The following is an 18,961-nucleotide window of genomic DNA, read 5'->3' on the forward strand; positions in this document are numbered from 1 at the left end:
CGCGTGGCCGACGCCCCGTCGTCACGTCCGAAGGGTCAGTTGAGGCCCACGAGGTCGCAGACGAAGATGAGGGTCTCGCCTGGGGCGATGACGCCACCGGCCCCGCGGTCACCGTAGGCGAGGTGGGACGGGATGGTGAGCTGGCGACGTCCGCCGACCTTCATCCCCTGAAGGCCCTGGTCCCAGCCCTGGATGACGCGGCCAGCGCCGAGCGGGAACGACAGCGGCGCCCCGCGGTTCCAGGACGAGTCGAACTCCTCACCCGAGCTGAACGCAACCCCGACGTAGTGCACGTGGGCGGTGTCGCCGGCCTTGGCCTCCTGGCCGTCGCCTTCGACGATGTCCTTGATCTCGAGGTCTGCGGGCGGCTCGCCACCCGGGAAGTCGACCTCCGGCTTTTCATTCATTGCAGTCATGGGCCACCAGCCTACCCGCGGGTCTCCGACGGCGCCGATCTGCCGCCGGCGGCAGCCCGTGGGGCGGCGAACCAGGCCACGAGCAGGAGCCCGAAAGCCCACCACAGGTAGGCCGAACCCACCAGTTGCTGCCACCAGGACCAGTTGGGGTTCTGCTGAGGTGGTCGCGGGAACCACAGGTGGGGCGCCAGCAGGTAGACGGCCGCGCCTGCGACGGCGAACCCTGCCAACGCCCACCCGGTCCAATGCGGAAGGCACCGCCAGGCCCAAACGAGCACCACGACGACGGCCGGGGCGGACCACACCCAGTGGTGTCCCCACGAGACAGGCGAAGCCAGCAGGGCGTAGTGGCCCATCACCATGGCGGCCATGACGGCGTCGCCCTCGTTGAACAGTCGGCGAAGCAACGCCAGGCAAGCGAGCCCGACGATCGCACACACGACGAACCACAGGACGGTCTCCGCGCCGTCGAAGCCCAGGCGGTGGATTGCGCCGCTCAGGGACTGGTTGGTGGCAAATGCGTTGGCGCCGATTCGCTCTGGGCTGATGAGGGCTGACGTCCAGTACCGCCAGGAGTCGTCGGGGGCGAGCAGGAACCCGAGCCCCGTATAGAAGAGCGCTGATCCGATGCCCATGGCCAGCGCGCGCCAGTCACGTCGGATGAGGAAGTAGGCAAGGAAGACGGCCGGGGTGAGCTTGATCGACAGCGCCAGCCCCACCAACGACCCGCGCCACCAGCGCTGACGTCGGCCGAGGACGTCGCCGAGCACCAGCGCCATCAGAATGAGGTTGATCTGTCCGTGCTCCACGGTTTCGCGCACGGGGATCGTCCAGACGGCAAGGATCCCCGCCAGGACGGCAAGCCAGAAGGCGTCGCGCCCGTCTGCGCCGAGTGCCCTGATGACGAGCCACAGCGACAACACGAGCGAGGCTATCGACAGGCCGGTCAGGATGGCCGCTCCAGCGCCGAAGCTCACGAAGCTGAACAGCGAGAAGAGGATCGCTCCGATCGGCGGGTAGGTGAAGAACAACTCCGCGCCGGACCGGGTGCGGAACAGCTGCCCGTAGAGATCCTCACCGCCGAGGAACGCCTCACCGCCCATGCGGTAGACGTCGAAGTCGATCCGGTAGGTCGCCCACGGGTCTGTGCTGGGAAATGCGGTGACCAGCACGAAGACGAGCCAGGCGAACACCACCACAGCCACGCCCCTGAGCGCGCGGGAGCCGAGGTAGCGGTCCATCGCGGTGGCCGCGGCGTCGCGCGCCGGATGCGTCATGCGTCGCATCTTAGGCTCCCGGCCGCCGCCGGTGTTCCGGGGTCGGCTGGCTCAGCCCGTGCCAGCGACTCCTTGCCTCCGCGCGGCTGGGGTTGGCTGGAACTGAGTTGAGCAGATGAGATGGGTCAACGCTGCGACACGCCGAGGTAACATCGTTACTATTCGTTCACCCGTCTTATTTGCTCAACTCAGTCCCCGGCCCCACGCTTCCCACCGCCCCGTGCCCGAGTGGGTGGGAGCGGAAGCCGGTAGCCTGAGGGGGTGATCACCTGTCGACCAATCTCAGCCGAACAGCACCTGGCCCACATCGGCCAGCGGGGCTCAGCCTCGTTCCTCCAGACGCCCGCGTGGGCGAAGGTCAAGAGCGAGTGGCGGGGAGAGTCGGTCGGGTTCTTCGACGGCGACGACCTCGTCGGCGTCGCGCTCGTCCTCTACCGGCAACTCCCGAAGCTCAAGCGCTACCTCGCCTACCTCCCGGAGGGACCGGTGCTGGACTGGGCGCGGCCCGACGTCGCTGAGGCACTCCAGGCTTTCGTCACCTACGCGAAGAAGCGCAAGGCGTTCGCCGTCCGGATCGGCCCGACCCTGGTGCACCGACGCTGGCTCGCCCCCACCATCAAGGACGCGGTGGCCGACGACGACGTCACGCGTCTGTCCGACGTCACGCCCGACGAGACGACGCTGCTCGGCACCCGGGTTCGGAACCTCCTGCTCCACGGCGGCTGGGTGACCGACGAGACGGGTGAGGGCTTCGCCGCCGGTCAGCCGATGTTCAACTTCCAGCTGCCGCTGCGCCACGACGACGGCTCCCAGAAGTCCGAGGACGAACTACTCAAGGGCATGAACCAGCAGTGGCGGCGCAACATCAAGAAGGCCGCCAAGGAAGGTGTCGTCGTCCGCCAGGGGTCGCGCGAAGACCTGGCCGCCTTCCACCGCATCTACCTCGAAACCGCCGCCCGCGACGGCTTCACGGGGCGGGCGCTCAGTTACTTCGAGACGATGTGGGACGCCCTGCGCGCCGAGGATCCCGAGCGCATGAAGGTCTACCTGGCCGAGCACGACGGCGACCTTGTCGCAGCGACGACGATGGTGCAGGTGGGCGAGCACGCGTGGTACTCCTACGGCGCGTCCACCAACGCAAAGCGTGAGGTGCGCGGCTCGAACGCCGTCCAGTGGCAGATGATCCGTGACGCCAACGCGGCCGGTTGCGCCGTCTACGACCTGCGTGGCATCACGGAGGGCGTCGGCAAGGACGATCCCGAGATCGGGCTGATCCAGTTCAAGGTCGGCACCGGGGGCGAGGCCGTCGCCTACCTCGGCGAGTGGGATTACGCCATCAACAAGCCGCTCTACTTCGCGTTCACGCAGTACCTCAAGAGGCGGTGACCCCATGCCGCTGACGTTGACGATCAACACCGACGCCTGGCGCTCGCATCAGCGCTCGCTGCTGGCCGACGTCCCCGGGCTCGTGCCGGTGCTCAAGGGCAACGGCTACGGCTTCGGGCTCGACCTGCTCGCCCGCGAGGCCACCGCACTGGGCGTCGGTTCCATCTCCGTCGGCATCGCGCAGGAGGTGGCAGCGGTCAGAGCGGGCGGCTGGACCGGCGACGTCGTCGTCCTCAACCCGTGGCGACCCTTCGACGACGCCGCCACCGCCCTGCTCGACGACCCCGGCGTCATCGCCACGATCAGCCGAGCCGACGACCTCCGCGCCGTCGCTGCGGAGCACCCGACGGCGAGGGTCATCGTCGAGATCGAGACGGCCATGCACCGGCACGGCCTCGACCCGCGCAACCTCACGGCCGAAGACTTCGGCGAGCTCACCTTCGAGGGCTGGGCAGTCCACCTGCCGTCCAGCGGCCTCCTCGTCGAGGCCAGGCGCCTGGCGGCGACCGGTGTCTCGGTGCGGCCCGCGCCGGTGTGGGTCTCCCACCTCAGCGTCGCCGACTATGCCCAGTTCGCCCGCGAGTTCGACGCCCGCATGCGGGTGGGCACGCGGCTGTGGCTGGGCGACAAGGCGGCCTACCACACCACCGCGACCGTCCTCGACGTCCATCCCGTCAAACGCGGCCAGGAGCTCGGCTACCACAGCGTGAAGGCTCCGAAGGAGGGCCACCTCGTCATCGTGTCCGGCGGCACCGCGCACGGCGTCGCGATGGCCGCGCCCACACCGCAACGGTCGCTGCGGCAGCGGGGTGTGACCGCCGCCCAGGGGGTGCTGGACGCCCTCGGGCGGTCCCTGTCGCCGTTCACGATCGGCGGCAGGAAGCGCGCATTCGCCGAGCCCCCTCACATGCATTCGTCGATGGTGTTCGTCCCGGGCGCCACGCCGCCGGCACAGGTGGGCGATGTCGTGCCGGTGACCACCCGCATGACGACGGTCACCCCCGACGAGGTCCGCTTCAGCTGAGCTCCGCGCCCGTCGTCGCGGCCACCGGCTCGGCGTCCTGCGGGGAATCCTCGCTCCCCACGTGGGCTGCAAATTCGTCGTCGTTCAGCACGCCGCCGATGGGGTCGGGCTGATCGGGCGTGCGTAGCTCGTCGCGGCCGGGGCGGACGATGTCGCTGAGCGCCTCCCACGCCACGAGCCCCTGGATGCTGGCGCGCAGGATGATGGCCAGCCAGTACAGCCCGTAGGGTCCCTGCTGGGCCGAGGTCAGGCTGCCGGCGAGCCACCCCCAGATGGCCAGGTAGTAGCCGACCTCGGTGACGGTGACGGCGATCAGCTCCACCTTGTACGGGCGAGCCAGCATCACGGCCAGCAGCACCCACAGCGACGTCTGCGGTGGGTACGCGGGGCCCAGCAGCACGGTGAGCAGCACGATCACCGCGATGAGGGAACCAACCCGCGGCCGCTTCCGTGCGGTGTAGAGGTAGGCCACCAGGAGCCCTAGGACCAGCATCAGGATCGCGAAGGCCAGGGAGCCTGTGTGCCGCGTCTCCCACCCGCCGAGCGAGAACAGGTACCACAGCGAGCCGTACCCGGCCTCCTTGTTGATCTCCTGGTGGTAGTAGCCGTAGACCGCACCGACGTCGTCGAGGAGCAGCGGCGCATGCACGCCGACGACGGTGACGACGGCGGGGAGGAAGAACTTCAGCGCCGTGACCGCACCGCCGCGCAGCCCCGCCGCCACCAGGACAGCGAGGATGATCGCGATCGGCATCGTGCCCGCCGATGCCGCGAGCCCCAGCACGATGCCGGCCTCGAACAAACGACGCCGCGCGAACTGCACGAGCCCCAGCGCGGTCAAGGCGAGCGGCAGCAACTCCCAACTGATGAGGCCCGCCGCCAACACGATGGGCGAGCCCGCGATCAGCAGCGAGTCCCACGAACGACCGTCGCCCCGTCGGCCGAGCCACGCGAAGCTGGCCGCCGTGACGAGGAAGCAGAGGAACAGTCCGAGCGCCGTCCAGCCGAAGAAGGCCGTGCTCGTATCGATCTGTTGCTGCAGCGTCTGCCCTGGCCCGACGGACCCCATGAGCCTCGACGCCTGTGTCGCCATCGTGATCGCGACGGCGACCAGTGGAGAGAACAGCATCTGTTCCCCACCGAGGGCTGGGGTGCCGAGCGCGAATTCCTGCCCGAGGAACGACGACTGGATGTCCGAGTAGCACAGCCGGATGTAGGAGTTGATGGCGTTGTCGGCGTCGGTCTGGAGGCACGGCAGGTGCCTCAGGAAGAGCACGAGGAAGGTCAGCGTCGCGGCCAGCATCGCCCATGGCAGGGGGTTGAACCACAGCCCACGCGGCTTGGCGTGGCGGCCCATGGGGCCGCCGAACCGGGGCAGCAGCGCGTTATCCACGGCCACACAGTAGCCGACGGCCGCGCCGCCGCCGCGGTCCGTCGTCGGTCCCGCGCTTCCCTCTGGCGGCCGCGAGACCAGACGCCAATCGACGCGGCGTTACGCCAGCGAGAGTCGTCGTCGCCCGTGACACATCAGGGGCGACGATGGATGTCGGGGGCGTTCGGCGTTGTCAGTTGGCATTTGGCCGTGACCGTTGGCGTTTGGCCGTGACCGTTGGCGTTTGGCCCGCACCGTTGGCGTTCCGGCCGGTCGGTTGGCGTCGCGTCACTCCTCGACCGTGGCCGACGCCGTCGGTCGGGCGTTCGGCGGCTCGACGACCTGCGTGGCAGTCGCCGTCGGCGTCGGGACCGCGGTCGGCGAGGGCGCGAGGGTCGGCTCCGGCGCTTCCGTGGGCTCCGGAGGCTCGGTGGGCTCCGGCTCTTCCGTCGGGGTGGGTGTCGGCGTCGGCGTCTCGGTCGGCTCCTCGGAGGGGGTCTCGCTCGGAGTGGGCGACGGGCTCGGCGACGGCGACGGTTCCTCCGACGGGCTCTCGCTCGGCGACGGAGGCGGCGACGGGCTGGGCGTCAGCGTCTCGCCTCGCTCGGGCTCGATCTCGATCGGCTCGTCGAACTCCTCGATGGGCATGCCCTCGGTGGCCTGCATCATGTACTCGACCCAGGTCATGAGCGGGTACGACGAGCCGAAGAACGTCGGGTCCTGGGGCCGCTTGTAGTCCTCGAGGTCGGCCGTGCCGGCATCGCCGGCCACGTACATGACCGCGGTGGAGATCTGCTTGGTGTACCCGACGAACCACGCGGACGTGATGGTGTCCTCAACGCCGTTGGTGCCGGTCTTGCCAGCCACCGGGCGGCCGAGTTCGCTGGCCCGACGACCCGTGCCCTCCGTGACCACGGAGGTGAGGGAGTCCGTGACGTTGGCGGCGACGTTGCGGTCGATCGTCTCCTCGTCGGCCGACGCGGCCTCGTAGACGACGATGCCATTGCGGTCGATGACCTGCTTGACGATGTGCGTCTCGTTGCGCCGGCCGCCGTTGGCCAGCGTGGCGTACGACTTGGCCATGTTGACGGGGCTGACCTCCGCCGCGCCGAGCGAGATGCGGTTGCCCTGCGCCTCCCAGTTGGAGCCGGTCGGAGCTCCGGCATCGTTCGCCGCCCGGATGACCTCGTTCACCCCGTCGGGGATCTGCTCGGTCATGTCGACGAACGCCGTGTTGATGGACTCAGCGGTGGCGCGGCGCAGCGTCACCGGGCCGTACTGGTTGCTGAACTCGTTGCGGACGGTCCGCGTGTCGCCGCGCGGGGTGAACGTGTCGCCGTTGAAGACCGAGTCCAGCGAGAAGCCGTTCCGCAGGCCGGCGATGGTGGCGAAGGTCTTGAACGTCGACGCTGCGGGGCGCGGCGTCGTCGCCCAGTTGCGAGAGTTCTCCACGTAGTCCGGCCCGCCGTAGAGAGACAGCAGGGCGCCGGTGTCGGTGTCGACGGACGCGATTGCGACGTGGAGATCGGCTGGATCCGGAGAGCCCTCGGCGTCGGCCGCGGCCTGCGCGGTGTACTTCTGGGCGGTGGTCGTGGCCGCGCTCTGCATGGTCTTGTTCAGCGTCGTGACCACCTTGAGCCCGCCACCCTGGATCTCACCCTCGGTGAGGCCCGCGAGCTCGGTGAGCTCGTCCTCCACCATGGAGATGAGGAATCCCTTAGGGCCGCCATAGCGGTTGTTGATCGGGACCTCGGGGAAGGTCGGCAGCGCGGGTTGCGCACGGTCGAACTCGGCCTGGGTGATCGCCCCCATCTCGAGCATGCCCCGAAGGACGTACTGATAGCGGCCGAGCAGCTTCTCGAGCTTCTCCGGACCACCGGACGGGTTGAACCCTGCCGGATTGTTGAGGATGGCGGCCAGCGCGGCGGACTCCTCGACAGTCAGGTCCTTGGCGTCCTTGAGGAAGTAGGATTTGGCCGCGGCCTGGATGCCGTAGGCGCCGCGCCCGAAGTAGATCGTGTTGAGGTAGCCCTCAAGGATCTCTTCCTTGGGCAGCTCGCGGCCCATCTTCGTCGCCAGGATCAGTTCGTTGACCTTGCGGGAGAGCCGCTGACCAGAATCCAGGTAGAGGATCTTGATGTACTGCTGGGTGATCGTCGAGCCACCCTGCAGTTCGCCGCCGGTCGCGATGGAGTAGACCGAGCGCATGATGCCGCTCACGGAGAACCCCGGGTCCTCCCAGAACGTGCGGTTCTCGGCGGCCACGACGGCGTCCTTCATGAGCTGCGGCATCTCGGCGTACGGGATGGTGACGCGGTTCTGGACGGCGAGCGAACCCAACTGGTTGCGCCCGTCCTCGTAGTAGAGGAAGGTCGTGTTGGTTGTGAAGTCGCTGTTCGGGTCTGGGAGATCCGTCGTCGCGTAGAGGAACAGGAAGGTCCCGAGCCCAGCCAGGCTGCCCAGGAGGAACACGACGAGGGCGCCGATACCGAGCCGCCCCCAGATCTCGCGCGCCCTGGACTTCGCGCGCCGCTTTGCCTTAGCCATTCCTCCAGCGTAAGCGCCCGCGGCGGCTGCGCGAAAAAACCCGCGCCTCCGCGGCCGCGCCGCGCCTGCGTCAGGTGGCGCTCCCTGGTCCGTACGGTCCGGCCAGGATGGGCCCCCGGACCCCGGCGTCGGCGAGTGCCCGTTGCGCCCGCTCGCGGACCGCGCGGGTTGGCCCCCACTGCTGGTTGGGCCCCGTCTTGAGCAGCACCTGCATCGTCATGGTGCCCGCCGTGACCGAGCCCACGCCCAGCACCGACGGCTCCTCGAGCAACTGGTCGGAGAACTCGGGCTCCTTGTCCATGCCGGCGAGCGCCGCCCGCAGCACCTCCTGGACTCGGCTCGGATCCTCGTCGTTGGCCACCGGTACGTCGACGATCGCCGTCGAGTATCCCTGACTCACGTTGCCCAGCGTGAGCACCTCCCCGTTGCGGACGTACCAGACCGTGCCCGTGGTGTCGCGGAGCTTCGTCACGCGCAGCGTGACCTCCTGGACGGTGCCGGTGAGGTCGCCCACCTTGATGAGGTCGCCCACTCCGAACTGGTCCTCGGCGAGCATGAAGATGCCGGACAGGTAGTCCTTGACAAGGGACTGGGCGCCGAAACCGAGCGCCACCCCACCCACGCCGGCGGACGCGATGAGCGGCCCCATCGGCACGCCGAAGATCGCCAGGACGGTCAGCACGACCACCACGATCAGCGCCACATCCACCACGTTGCGCAGCAGGGAACCCAGCGTCTCGACGCGTTGTCGCTGCCTGTCCGCGGCCACGCCGCTGGCCTTGGCCAGCAGCACCCGGGCGCGGAAGCCGAGGTCGTCGTCGTTTCGGTCATGCACCCGGTCGGCCAGCACCCGCACCGTCCGTCGGATCACCAGCGCGAGGAACACCCGCAGCAAGAGGGCCACGGTGATGACGACGGCCGCGAGCATCAGATTCTCCCAGAGATCACCCATGGGCCCATTGTGTCCGATTCGCTATGGCGTCGACCGCCGCTGGACCACGGCGCGCGACCAGACGCCAACAGTCCCAGCCAAACGCCAACAGGAATCGCGCTTCGCCACCGGAATCCATCGAGGCCCCCGATACATCAGGGGCGGCGCTGATTGTCGTCGGCCTTCCGGCTTCGTCGTTGGCGTTCAGTCGGGACCGTTGGCGTTGCGGTCGCACGGTTGGCGTGGCCGCCCCCGGGCTCGGGTGGGGCCCGCCGGGGATGGGGACCGGGGAGGCCGACGGTAGACTCTCGGCTCGTGCCGACCCTCACCCAAGCGCAGACCAACGCCATGCAGCAGTTGCTGCGCATCGCCCCCGTCATCGACGACCTGGGCAACCTGTTCCGCGCCGAAGGCCACGAGCTCTTCCTCGTCGGCGGGTCGGTCCGCGACGCTCTGCTGGGGAGCCTCGGCCACGACCTGGACTTCACCACGTCGGCCACGCCTGACGAGACGCACGCGTTGCTGCGTCGGTTCACGCCGTCGACGTGGGACATCGGCAAGGACTTCGGCACCATCGGAGCACTCAAACGGGCCGACGGCCAGGAGTGGCAGATCGAGGTCACGACGTTTCGGGCCGACATCTACCGCAGCGAGTCACGCAAGCCCGAGGTGAGCTTCGGCGACTCGATCGACGGCGACCTCATCCGCCGCGACTTCACCGTCAACGCCATGGCGGTCGACGTCGCCACCCGCGCCTTCGTCGATCCCTACGGCGGCCTCGACGACCTCGCCGACGGCGTGATCCGGACCCCGTCGACCCCCGAGCGGAGCTTCAGCGACGACCCCCTGCGCATGATGCGTGCGGCCAGGTTCGCGTCGAGGCTCGGGTTCATCGTGGCCGACGAAGTCGTCAGAGCCATGACGGACATGGCTGAGCGCATCACGATCGTGTCGGCCGAACGGATCCAGGCCGAGCTCTCCGGGCTGCTGCTCACCGACTCACCGCGGGCCGGCCTGGACCTCCTCGTCCGCACGGGGATCGCCGACTACATCCTCCCCGAACTGCCGGCCCTCAAGCTGGAGCTGGACGAACACCACCGCCACAAAGACGTTTATCAGCACTCGCTGACCGTTCTCGACCAGGCCATCGCGCTGGAGAAGGATCGCGGGCACGAGCCGGACATCGTCAACCGCCTCGCGGCGCTGCTGCACGACATCGGCAAGCCGGTCACCCGCCGCTTCGAGGGCAGCAAGGTGACCTTCCACCACCACGACGTCGTGGGCGCGAAACTCGCGAAGAAGCGGCTCCGCGCCCTCAACTACCCGAGCGCCGTCGTGAAGTCCGTGGCCCGCCTCATCGACCTGCACCTGCGCTTCCACGGCTACTCCGACGGCGAGTGGAGCGACTCGGCCGTCCGCCGGTACGTGCGCGACGCCGGCGACGAACTCGAGCGCCTCCACATCCTGACGCGCGCCGACTGCACGACGAGGAACCAGCAGCGCGCCAACCGTCTGCGGCGCGCCTACGAGGAACTCGAGTGGCGCATCGACGAGCTCGCCTCGCAGGAGGAGATCGCCTCGCTGCGCCCCCACCTCAACGGCGACCAGATCATGGAGGTCCTCGGTATCGGCCCGGGCCGCGAGGTGGGCCAGGCCTATGCGTTCCTGCTCGAGCACCGCACGGAGCACGGCCCCCTCCCCGAGGACGAGGCCGTGGAACTGCTGCGCCAGTGGTGGGCCGACCGTTGACCCAGGCCTGCTCCGCCCCGTTCGACCTGAAGAAATGAGGTGCCAGGCCGCATACAGCGGCCGAGGCACGTTTTCCCAGGGTGAAGTGTCCTCGTCTGCGCTTTCTAGCCCAGAGAGTGCGGCAACTACCATGGGACAGTGATGGTCGGACGGTTGCTGCGCGCTGGGCTGGCGGCGCTGCTCCTGACGCTCGCTGTCGCCGTCGGCGCCCCGTCGGCTTCGGCGGTCGGAGACGAGTACATCGACGTCGATCTCGCGTCCGTCTCCGTCACCACCCTCGATGTCTCCGACCCCACCCAGACGGTCGTGCTCAGCGGCACGATCACCAACACCTCCACTGTCGACGTGACCTGGCTGAGCGTCGATATCTGGCGGCTCACCGAACCCGTCACCTCCACCGCGGAGCTCGAGACCGTGACGGACGACCCCGACTCACTTCCCCTCACCGGTCGCCTTCTCGAGGAGGAACTCGGCAACACCCTCGTGCTGAGGACCACCGACCCCTTCCGGCCCGGCGAACGCGCGCAGTTCACGGTGCGGGCGACCATCGAGCAGTTGGGCTTCACCCGCGACGACACCGCCTACCTCGTCGGGGTCCAGGCCCGCGGGCTGCCGACAGACGGCGACAAACGGACGCTCGGCCGCGACCAGGCCGTCCTTCCCGCCACCCAGACGCCGGCCGAGTCGAGCGCGCTGGTCATCCTCGACGCCGCACCGAGCTGGCTCCCCGACGGCACCTTCCTCGACGACTCTCTCCACACCGCCCTCGACCAGCGGCTGGAGACGCTGCTCGCGAGCGCCGAACGTCCCGGCGTGCAGGCCGCCATCGATCCTGCCCTCTACTCGGCCGTCGGGCGCCTCGCCGTCCCGCATCAGGTGGGCGACGACGAGCGTCCCGGCAGCGGGATCGCGGTGCGCTGGCTGGAGCGCGTCGACGCCCTGGGAGAGGAAGGCCGCCTCTGGCGCCTCCCCTACGGCAACCCGGACTTCTCCGCCGCCGAGGCTTCGGGCCGGTTGCAGCAGGTGCTCGCCTGGGCGCGCGCAGCCGCCCCCGCCGGGCTGGAGGAGGTGCCGAGCGTCACCGTGCTCGACGGCGACCCGAGCAACGATCTCATCGCACGGCTCAGTGAGTTCGACACCGTCGTCATCCGCAACGCAACCGGCGCCAGCCCCGGCCCTCCGCAGCTCATCGGAGCGGCGCGGGACCGCTATTCCGCGCTACCCGAGAGCCTCCGGCTGCCGCGTCGCATCGCGGAGGAACTCCTTGCCGAGAGCCCGCCGCTCTACCTCATCGACACCCCACAGGCGGCCGACGATGACCGCGAGCTCGGCGCCTGGCGCCGGCACGTCCCCATCGCCGTCGAGGAGCCACTGCCCCTGCGGTGGCCCGATGGCCCCGCAGCCACACCCCGAACGCAGGTGTCGGCGGCACTTGACGCCGCGGCTGCCAGGGCCGTCTTCCTCAGGGACCTGACCGGCACCGGGGAAGGGCTGCCCGACAGCAACAGGCTGGGCGCGCTCGCGTTTTCGAAGGGCTTCGTCGACGAGGGCGCCGCGGTTCGCTTCATCGAGGCGGCCATTCCCGCGGAGCAGGACACCGGCTCGGTCCAGCTGTCGGCTGCGCAGTCGTTCGTCATGGGTGCCCGCACCAACACGTTCCCGGCGACGCTCACCAACGAACTGGCCGTCCCCGTGGTGGTCCGGCTCGAGTTCACCTCCGAGTCTCCCCAACGCATCCGCGTCCCGGCGACGGAGTTCGTCACGGTCGGTCCCGGCGAGTCCCAGACCGTCGAGATCAGCCCTGAGGCGTCCAGCAACGGCGTCTCACTGGTGCGGGCCCGGATCGTGACGAGGGGCGGCGCGGTCATCGGCGCGCCCCAGACAATCGAAATCACCGCCACCGACCTTGGGCGCGTCGGCTGGATCATCATCGTCGTCTCGGGTGCAGTAGTCGTAGGGGGCACGGCCCTACGCATCCGCGGCGTGCGGAGGCAGCGTGCCAAGGAGGAACGTGAGTCAGGTCAGTAGTACGCGGAGGTTGGTCTCCGCCAGCGCCATCATGGCGTCGGGCACGCTGATTTCGCGCGCGCTCGGCGTCGGTCGAGTCATGTTGCTGGCGTTCATCCTCGGCAACGGCACGCGGCAGGCCGACATGTACGGCCTCGCGACCATGGTGCCCAACTCGCTGTACATCCTGTTCGCCGGCGGTGCGCTCAACACCGTCCTGGTGCCGCAGATCGTGCGCGCCATCAAGAACGACGACGACGGCGGCGAGGCGTACACCAACCGCATCATGACCGCATTCATGCTAATCGTCGCCTCCGTGGCGGTGCTCGTCACGGTGGCCGCCCCGGTGGTCACGGCCATCTACAGTTCGGGCGAGTGGCGCGAGCCGGCTCTGACGCAGCAGTACGCGTCGATGGTGGCGCTGACCTACCTCACGCTGCCGCAGATCTTCTTCTACGGAGCGTTCTTCCTCCTCGGCCAGGTGCTGAACGCCCGCGACAAGTTCGGCCCCATGATGTGGGCCCCCATCGCCAACAACGTCATCTCCATCCTGGTGCTCAGCACCTACCTCATCGTGTGGGGCAACGACGAGAACCACTCTGCGGCGTTCTCCACTCCGCAGATCCTGCTGCTCGGCATCGGCTCGACGTTGGGCATCGCGGTGCAGATGGCCGTGCTGCTTCCCTTCGTGAAGAAGGTCGGGTTCAAGATCCGCCCGCGGTTCGATCTCAAGGGCACGGGTCTCGGCAAGACCTTCTCGCTGACCAAGTGGACGATGGGTTTCGTCGCGGTCAACCAGCTGGCGCTCGTCGTGGTCAACCGCCTCGCCACGTCCGCGACGGCGACGGGTTCGGGCTCGGGCGTCGTCGTCTACGCCAACGCCCACCTCGTCTGGATCCTTCCCCATTCGCTCATCACCGTGTCGCTGGCCACGGCGATGCTTCCCAGCGCCTCCCGGCTGGCCGCGAGCGGCGACGACGAGGGGGTGGCGGCTGAGTTCACCAAGACGGTGCGGCTGGCGCTCATCGTCATCGTGCCGGCCACCGTCGGGTTCTTAGCTCTGGCGGGCCCGATCGCCACGCTGCTGTTCGGCAACGGCCAGGGCGCAGCGGACGCCGCGTGGGTGGCCTGGGCGCTGATGGCGTTCGCGGTGGGTCTCATCCCGTTCACCATCCAGTTCGTCTGCCTCCGCACGTTCTACGCGTTGGAGAACACCCGGACCCCCTTCTTCCTGCAGTGCCTGATCGCGGGGCTCAACATCGTCGGCGCCATCTCGCTGGTGTGGCTGGTCGATTCGCCCAACTGGGTGGCGGCCGCGCTCGCACTCGCCTACTCGGTGGCCTACCTCGTCGGTGTCTTCTTCTCGTGGCGCGCCCTGCGGCGGAGCATCCCGGGCCTCGACGGGCATTCCCTCCTCATGCACCTGGTGCGGCTCCTGCTGGGCACGGTCGTCGGCGGGGTGGCCGCCTACTACCTCTCCGGCTACCTGATCTCCGCCATCGACAACCGGGTCCTCGCGAACCTCGTGTCGATCCTGGCCGGATTGACGCTGATCGCCGCCTTCTACGTGGTCATCGGCAAGCTCCTGAAGGTGCGCGAGCTGAGCAGCCTCGGCCAGTTGGTCCGCACCCGGCTGGGTCGCCGCAGTGGCGGGCCCGCCGCCGAGACCAGCACCGACCTGACGCCGTCCACGATGGCCGCCTCGTCGCGCGAGGAGCTCCTGGTACGCGACCAGGCCCCCACCCGCGTCTCGCCGATGGTCGACGATCCAGGTCCGGCCACCGTCATCCGCAACCGTCCCGCCGTGACCGAACACACGTTCGGCCAGACGTCCCGCGCCGTCGCCGTCGACGATGATGCCGACGATGACGACGACCAGACCGACGAGCCGTCGGGAGGCGGCTGGGACGATCCCTCCCCCGCCTACGACGGCGGTGACGACGACACCACCGGCCCCATCGACATGGCTGGGATCTTCCGCGAGGAACCCCGTGGGCGCGTCGCGTCGGTGGGCACCCTGCTCAACACCCGTTACGAGCTGGTCCAGTCGCTGGCCGACCGGCACGGCACGGAGACGTGGCGCGCCCACGACTCGGTGCTCTCGCGCGACGTCGTCGTCCACGTGATCGCCCCTGGAGATCCCCGCATCCCCGAACTCATGCTCGCCGCCAGGAAGGGCGCCGCCGCCACCGACTCCCGCTTCCTGCGGGTCCTAGACGCCGACGAGCTCGGCCACGACCAGGGTCCGATCGGTGCCTACGTCGTCGCCGAGTACGCCGCCGGGCGCTCGCTGACCGACCTGCTGGCCCGAGGCCCGCTCAGCACGCTGGAGGCCGCCCATATCGTGCGGGAGCTGGCGGACGCGCTGGTCCCCGTCCACGCGCAGGGCCTGTTCCACGAGCAGCTGAACCCGGACAACGTGATCATCACCAACACCGGAGCGGTCCGCCTCGCCGGGTTCGGGGTGGAGGCCGCCCTGGCCGGGCGCGACGACCAGACGTGGGCCTCGCGGGAGCGCGCCGACGTCGTGGGGCTGGGCAACCTCCTCTACGCCGCTTTGGTCAGGCACTGGCCGGGCGGCCACGCGTACGGACTGCCTGCGGCGCCCGTCGTCGCCGGCGAACCAGCCTCACCGCACACGGTCCTCGGCGGCATCTCGCCCGCACTGGACCGGATCTGCAGCTCCACCATCACCCAGCGGGGCTCGCTGAGTGACCGGCGGATCACCTCGGCCTCCGACATGGCCGGTGCGCTGTCGGCGATCCTCGGCACGGCCGACGCGTCGCTCGATCTCGAGACCCGGGTCCGGACCTGGCAGCGCGACTCTGCAGCGCAGTCCTGGCCCGACGACGACCTCGGTGGTACCGGCCCGTTGGCCGCGCTCATGGTCGACGACGACGAGGACGACCTCGGCATCATCCCCGCCCGACGCGCGCACTCCACCCAGGTGATGCCAGCCGCACCGCCGGAGTCGCAGCCGGGGCCTCGAACGGGACTGCTCCTTCTCATCGGCCTGGCCATCGCCACACTGGTCATCTCGCTGATCCTCGTCGGCACCAACAACGCGTCGGACAACGCCGCCACCGAGGCCCCCACGACCCCCGGCGCGGTGAGCGCCGAACCTTCCCCGGAGGGATCGACGAGCGAGTCGCCCGGGCCACCGGCAGGGGCGCCGACGGTCGTGTCCGCCCGCGACTTCGACCCGGAAGCGGACGGAGGCAACGCGGAGGAGAACCCGGGCTCGGTCGCGAACGCCGTCGACGGCGATCCCGCCACCTCCTGGAGCACCCTGCAGTACCACAACCGGCCCGAGTTGGGCGGTCTCAAGCCCGGCGTCGGCGTGATCCTGGACCTGGGTGAAGAGCGGTCGGTGACCGAAGCCGAGCTCATCCTCACCGGCGGGGCCACGTCGGTCGAACTGCGGGTTCCCACGGGCGACACCGCCTCGGAGCGGAGCGAAGCCGACTGGGAGGTCGTCGCCGCCGACGACGAGGCCACGGGCACCGTCGTGCTGGCTCCCGAGGCGCCGGTGACGACGAGGTACCTGCTGGTGTATTTCACGCGGCTGCCGGAGGTCTCCGACAGCCGATACCTGGCGGAACTTAACGAGGTGACCATCCGCTGACTAGCCCCGCGGTCGCGTTCCACCCAACTCGCGTACCGTAGCCGCTTCTCAGCGTCAATTCTCCACCCCTGAGGGGGTGTCCGGTACGAGCCGACACAGGCAAAGGTAATAGGTGGGCGGACCCCGCCCACAACCGAACACGTACGGAGGAAACCATGGCGCGACCAGAAGACACGCCCCAGTTCTCAGAGCCCAGGTACGAACGGGTCGACTTCGAGCCGACATCCGACTCGACCAAGGATCAAGCTAAAGAGGTGGCCTCTCACACCGGCGATCGTGCGAAGGACGTGGCTGGCACCGCAGCGGCGGAGGCGGGTGCCGTGAAGGACACGGCCACTGCCGCTGGCGCCCAGGTTGCCGAGACCGCCAAGCAGCAGGCCGGCAACGTCGCAGCGGAGGCCAAGTTCCAGACCCGTCGGCTTGTCGACGAGAGCGTCGCCGAGCTGAAGACCCAGGCTGGCACCGGCCAGCACCACCTCGCCGAGCTGATCCGCTCGCTGAGCGGGGAACTCCAGTCCATGGCCAACGGGACCAACGAATCCGGTCCGATGGTCGACCTCGTGAGCCGCGCCGAGCGCTTCGGCAACGACGCGGCCTCCTGGCTCGACTCCAAGCAGCCCGACGACGTGATGGCCGAGGTGCGCCGCTACGCCGCGCGCAACCCCTGGAAGTTCCTGGCGATCTCCGCGGGCGTGGGCTTCGTCGGGGCCAGGTTGGCCCGCGGCCTGCAGGGCGCCAAGGCCGACGAGAACGACTCCCGCTCCAACCGCGACCTGACCTACGTTGCGCCTGAGCACCGCCCCTACGACCCGACCGGGGCGAGCTACCCGGCCGGCGGACAGCCCACCTCCACCGGGGCCTACCCCACCACGCCCGTCGTCGGAGACCAGTACGCGGAGAACTCGCCGACGGCGCACCCCGGCGTCGGTGCCGAGTACCCCGGCACGGAGCGTCCGTTCGACGAGACCCCCCGCCGTGAGGATCCCTGGGACCAGCAGGGGCTGCGATGACAACGCCTCACAACGATCCGCTCAGGGCAGGCGGGGAAGTGCCCATGCGCGGGCAGGCGGGCTATGACCCGGCGTCCGGGGCCTCCCGGGCCGTCCCGCCCAGCGCACACGATCGCGATTTCGCAGCGACTGACCGCGGGCTGAACGAGGAGGAAGCGAGCTACCTGCGCTACCGCGAGGAAGACCGCTCGCTGGGTGAAATCGCCTCCGACCTCCTGGACAACGCCACGACGCTGATCCGCCAGGAGGTGGAGCTCGCCAAGGTCGAGGCCAAGGAGTCGGCGACCAAGGCTGGCAAGGGTGTGGGGATGCTGGCAGGCGCTGGCGTCGCCGGGCTGCTGGCGCTGATCGCCCTCACGCTCACAGCCTGGTGGGGCATGGCCGTCCTCATCGGTTCCTCCGACGATCCCGCCCTCGGGTGGGGCGGCCTGATCGTCACCATCATCTGGCTCGTCATCGCCGGCATCCTCGCGGCCGTCGGCAAGGGCGAGCTCAACAAGGTCCGCGGTCTCAAGCAGACCCAGGAAACAGTCAAGAAGATCCCGAACGCCGCCACCGGACATGAGGAGAAGAACCGATGAGCAACCCTGATGAGATTCGCGCTGATATTGCCCGCACGCGTGCGGAGCTGAGCGAGAACGTCAACGCACTGGGCGACTCGACGAAGCCGGGCAACATCGTCCGCAGCCAGGTCGACGACGTCAAGGAGGGCGCGCGCAACCTCAAGGAGCGGATCTTCGGCAGCAACGACGATCCCTACGACCAGTACGCGACCTCCAACACCGGCCCAGGCGTCCGCGACAAGGCGTCTGCGCTGATGGACGATGCTGGTCAGGCGGTCTCGGACGCCCCGATGAAGGTCAAGTCCAGCACCCGCGGGAATCCGCTGGCTGCCGGTCTCGTGGCAGCCGGGATCGGCGCGCTGATCGGCGGGCTCATCCCGCCCACGCGCTTCGAGAAGGAGAAGGCCAGCGAGATCGCCGATCAGGCGCAGCCCCTGGTCGACGAGGTCAAGCAGTTGGCGACGGAGGCCAAGGACAACCTGGCCCCGCTCGCCAGCGAGGCGGCAGAATCCGTGAAGGGCACTGCCCAGACCGCGGCCGACGAGGTCAAGACCGAGGCCACCTCTGCCAAGGACGAGGTGGCCGACCAGGCCAAGTCGTCCGCGGACAACGTCAAGGCCGACGCCCAGTCGGCGGTCGACGAGACCAAGAGCGAGGTAGACGAGAAGCGCGACAGCAGCTTCTGACCGCAACTCCGACGCCCCGCCCCGACCCTCGGGGCGGGGCGTCGCTGTTGCCAGCCGCCAGGCTGCAACCCTTCGACAAGCTCAGGGACCTTGGTTGATCCCTGAGCAGCTCGCGAGGAACGAGCGAGCGTCCGTCGAAGGGCGGTCCCTGAGCAGTGATGAGCGCTTGCGCGAGGAACGTCCGTCGAAGGGCGGTCCCTGAGCAGTGACGAGCGCTTGCGCGAGGAACGTCCGTCGTAGGGTGGTCCCTGAGCAGTGACGAGCGCTTGCGCGAGGAACGTCCGTCGAAGGGTAACGACCTCACCGTTGACCACCGCCCCCAACCACAAGGACGGCGACCACAATCCAGGCCGCAACCCTTCGACAAG

At 69.1% G+C, this 18,961-nt stretch carries 13 protein-coding genes; 8 read left to right on the forward strand and 5 right to left on the reverse strand.

Annotation, left to right across the window (positions count from 1 at the left end; genetic code table 11):
* Positions 1 to 35: 35 nt before the first annotated feature.
* Entirely contained in the window at positions 36 to 407 is a 372-nt protein-coding gene (locus RPIT_RS12970; protein ID WP_077343833.1) for an FKBP-type peptidyl-prolyl cis-trans isomerase, read from the reverse strand.
* Positions 408 to 427: 20 nt separating this feature from the next.
* Positions 428 to 1,693 (reverse strand): glycosyltransferase 87 family protein, encoded by a 1,266-nt coding sequence (locus RPIT_RS12975; RefSeq protein ID WP_077343834.1) that lies wholly within the window; start codon positions 1,691 to 1,693, stop codon positions 428 to 430.
* Between the two features lie 261 nt (positions 1,694 to 1,954).
* Here RPIT_RS12975 and RPIT_RS12980 point away from each other — a divergent pair, with 261 nt between their 5' ends.
* Together RPIT_RS12980 and RPIT_RS12985 are read left to right on the forward strand one after the other, a co-directional pair.
* On the forward strand, positions 1,955 to 3,079 hold the full coding sequence (locus RPIT_RS12980) for a lipid II:glycine glycyltransferase FemX (protein ID WP_077343835.1): 1,125 nt from the start codon (positions 1,955 to 1,957) through the stop codon (positions 3,077 to 3,079).
* A gap of 4 nt (positions 3,080 to 3,083) precedes the next feature.
* Entirely contained in the window at positions 3,084 to 4,103 is a 1,020-nt protein-coding gene (locus RPIT_RS12985) for an alanine racemase (RefSeq protein WP_077343836.1), read from the forward strand.
* Here the strand turns inward: RPIT_RS12985 and RPIT_RS12990 are convergent.
* From RPIT_RS12990 to RPIT_RS13000, 3 genes are all read right to left on the reverse strand, one after another.
* Positions 4,096 to 5,496 carry a glycosyltransferase family 87 protein gene (locus RPIT_RS12990; RefSeq protein ID WP_093664856.1) on the reverse strand — a complete coding sequence of 467 codons (1,401 nt, stop codon included), beginning with the start codon at positions 5,494 to 5,496 and terminating at the stop codon, positions 4,096 to 4,098. The genes RPIT_RS12985 and RPIT_RS12990 overlap by 8 nt on opposite strands.
* A gap of 267 nt (positions 5,497 to 5,763) precedes the next feature.
* Entirely contained in the window at positions 5,764 to 8,022 is a 2,259-nt protein-coding gene (locus RPIT_RS12995; RefSeq protein ID WP_077343838.1) for a transglycosylase domain-containing protein, read from the reverse strand.
* A gap of 70 nt (positions 8,023 to 8,092) precedes the next feature.
* Positions 8,093 to 8,974, reverse strand: coding sequence for a mechanosensitive ion channel family protein (locus RPIT_RS13000; protein ID WP_077343839.1), 882 nt, complete (start codon positions 8,972 to 8,974; stop codon positions 8,093 to 8,095).
* Positions 8,975 to 9,301: 327 nt separating this feature from the next.
* Here RPIT_RS13000 and RPIT_RS13005 point away from each other — a divergent pair, with 327 nt between their 5' ends.
* The 6 genes from RPIT_RS13005 (at position 9,302) to RPIT_RS13030 (ending at position 18,593) form a co-directional block, all read left to right on the forward strand.
* Entirely contained in the window at positions 9,302 to 10,702 is a 1,401-nt protein-coding gene (locus RPIT_RS13005; protein ID WP_077344333.1) for a CCA tRNA nucleotidyltransferase, read from the forward strand.
* A gap of 141 nt (positions 10,703 to 10,843) precedes the next feature.
* Positions 10,844 to 12,730 (forward strand): DUF6049 family protein, encoded by a 1,887-nt coding sequence (locus tag RPIT_RS13010; protein ID WP_226996415.1) that lies wholly within the window; start codon positions 10,844 to 10,846, stop codon positions 12,728 to 12,730.
* Complete coding sequence (murJ, locus tag RPIT_RS13015) at positions 12,714 to 16,334, forward strand: murein biosynthesis integral membrane protein MurJ (protein ID WP_143028219.1); 3,621 nt, start codon at positions 12,714 to 12,716, stop codon at positions 16,332 to 16,334. The genes RPIT_RS13010 and murJ overlap by 17 nt, the downstream gene beginning before the upstream one ends.
* A gap of 155 nt (positions 16,335 to 16,489) precedes the next feature.
* Positions 16,490 to 17,344 (forward strand): DUF883 C-terminal domain-containing protein, encoded by an 855-nt coding sequence (locus RPIT_RS13020; protein WP_093664854.1) that lies wholly within the window; start codon positions 16,490 to 16,492, stop codon positions 17,342 to 17,344.
* Positions 17,341 to 17,925 carry a phage holin family protein gene (locus tag RPIT_RS13025; protein WP_218121577.1) on the forward strand — a complete coding sequence of 195 codons (585 nt, stop codon included), beginning with the start codon at positions 17,341 to 17,343 and terminating at the stop codon, positions 17,923 to 17,925. The genes RPIT_RS13020 and RPIT_RS13025 overlap by 4 nt, the downstream gene beginning before the upstream one ends.
* Positions 17,922 to 18,593 (forward strand): DUF3618 domain-containing protein, encoded by a 672-nt coding sequence (locus RPIT_RS13030; protein WP_077343844.1) that lies wholly within the window; start codon positions 17,922 to 17,924, stop codon positions 18,591 to 18,593. The genes RPIT_RS13025 and RPIT_RS13030 overlap by 4 nt, the downstream gene beginning before the upstream one ends.
* Positions 18,594 to 18,961: the final 368 nt, after the last annotated feature.

Origin of the sequence: Tessaracoccus flavus (assembly GCF_001997295.1) — a bacterium.
Classification (GTDB): domain Bacteria; phylum Actinomycetota; class Actinomycetes; order Propionibacteriales; family Propionibacteriaceae; genus Arachnia; species Arachnia flava.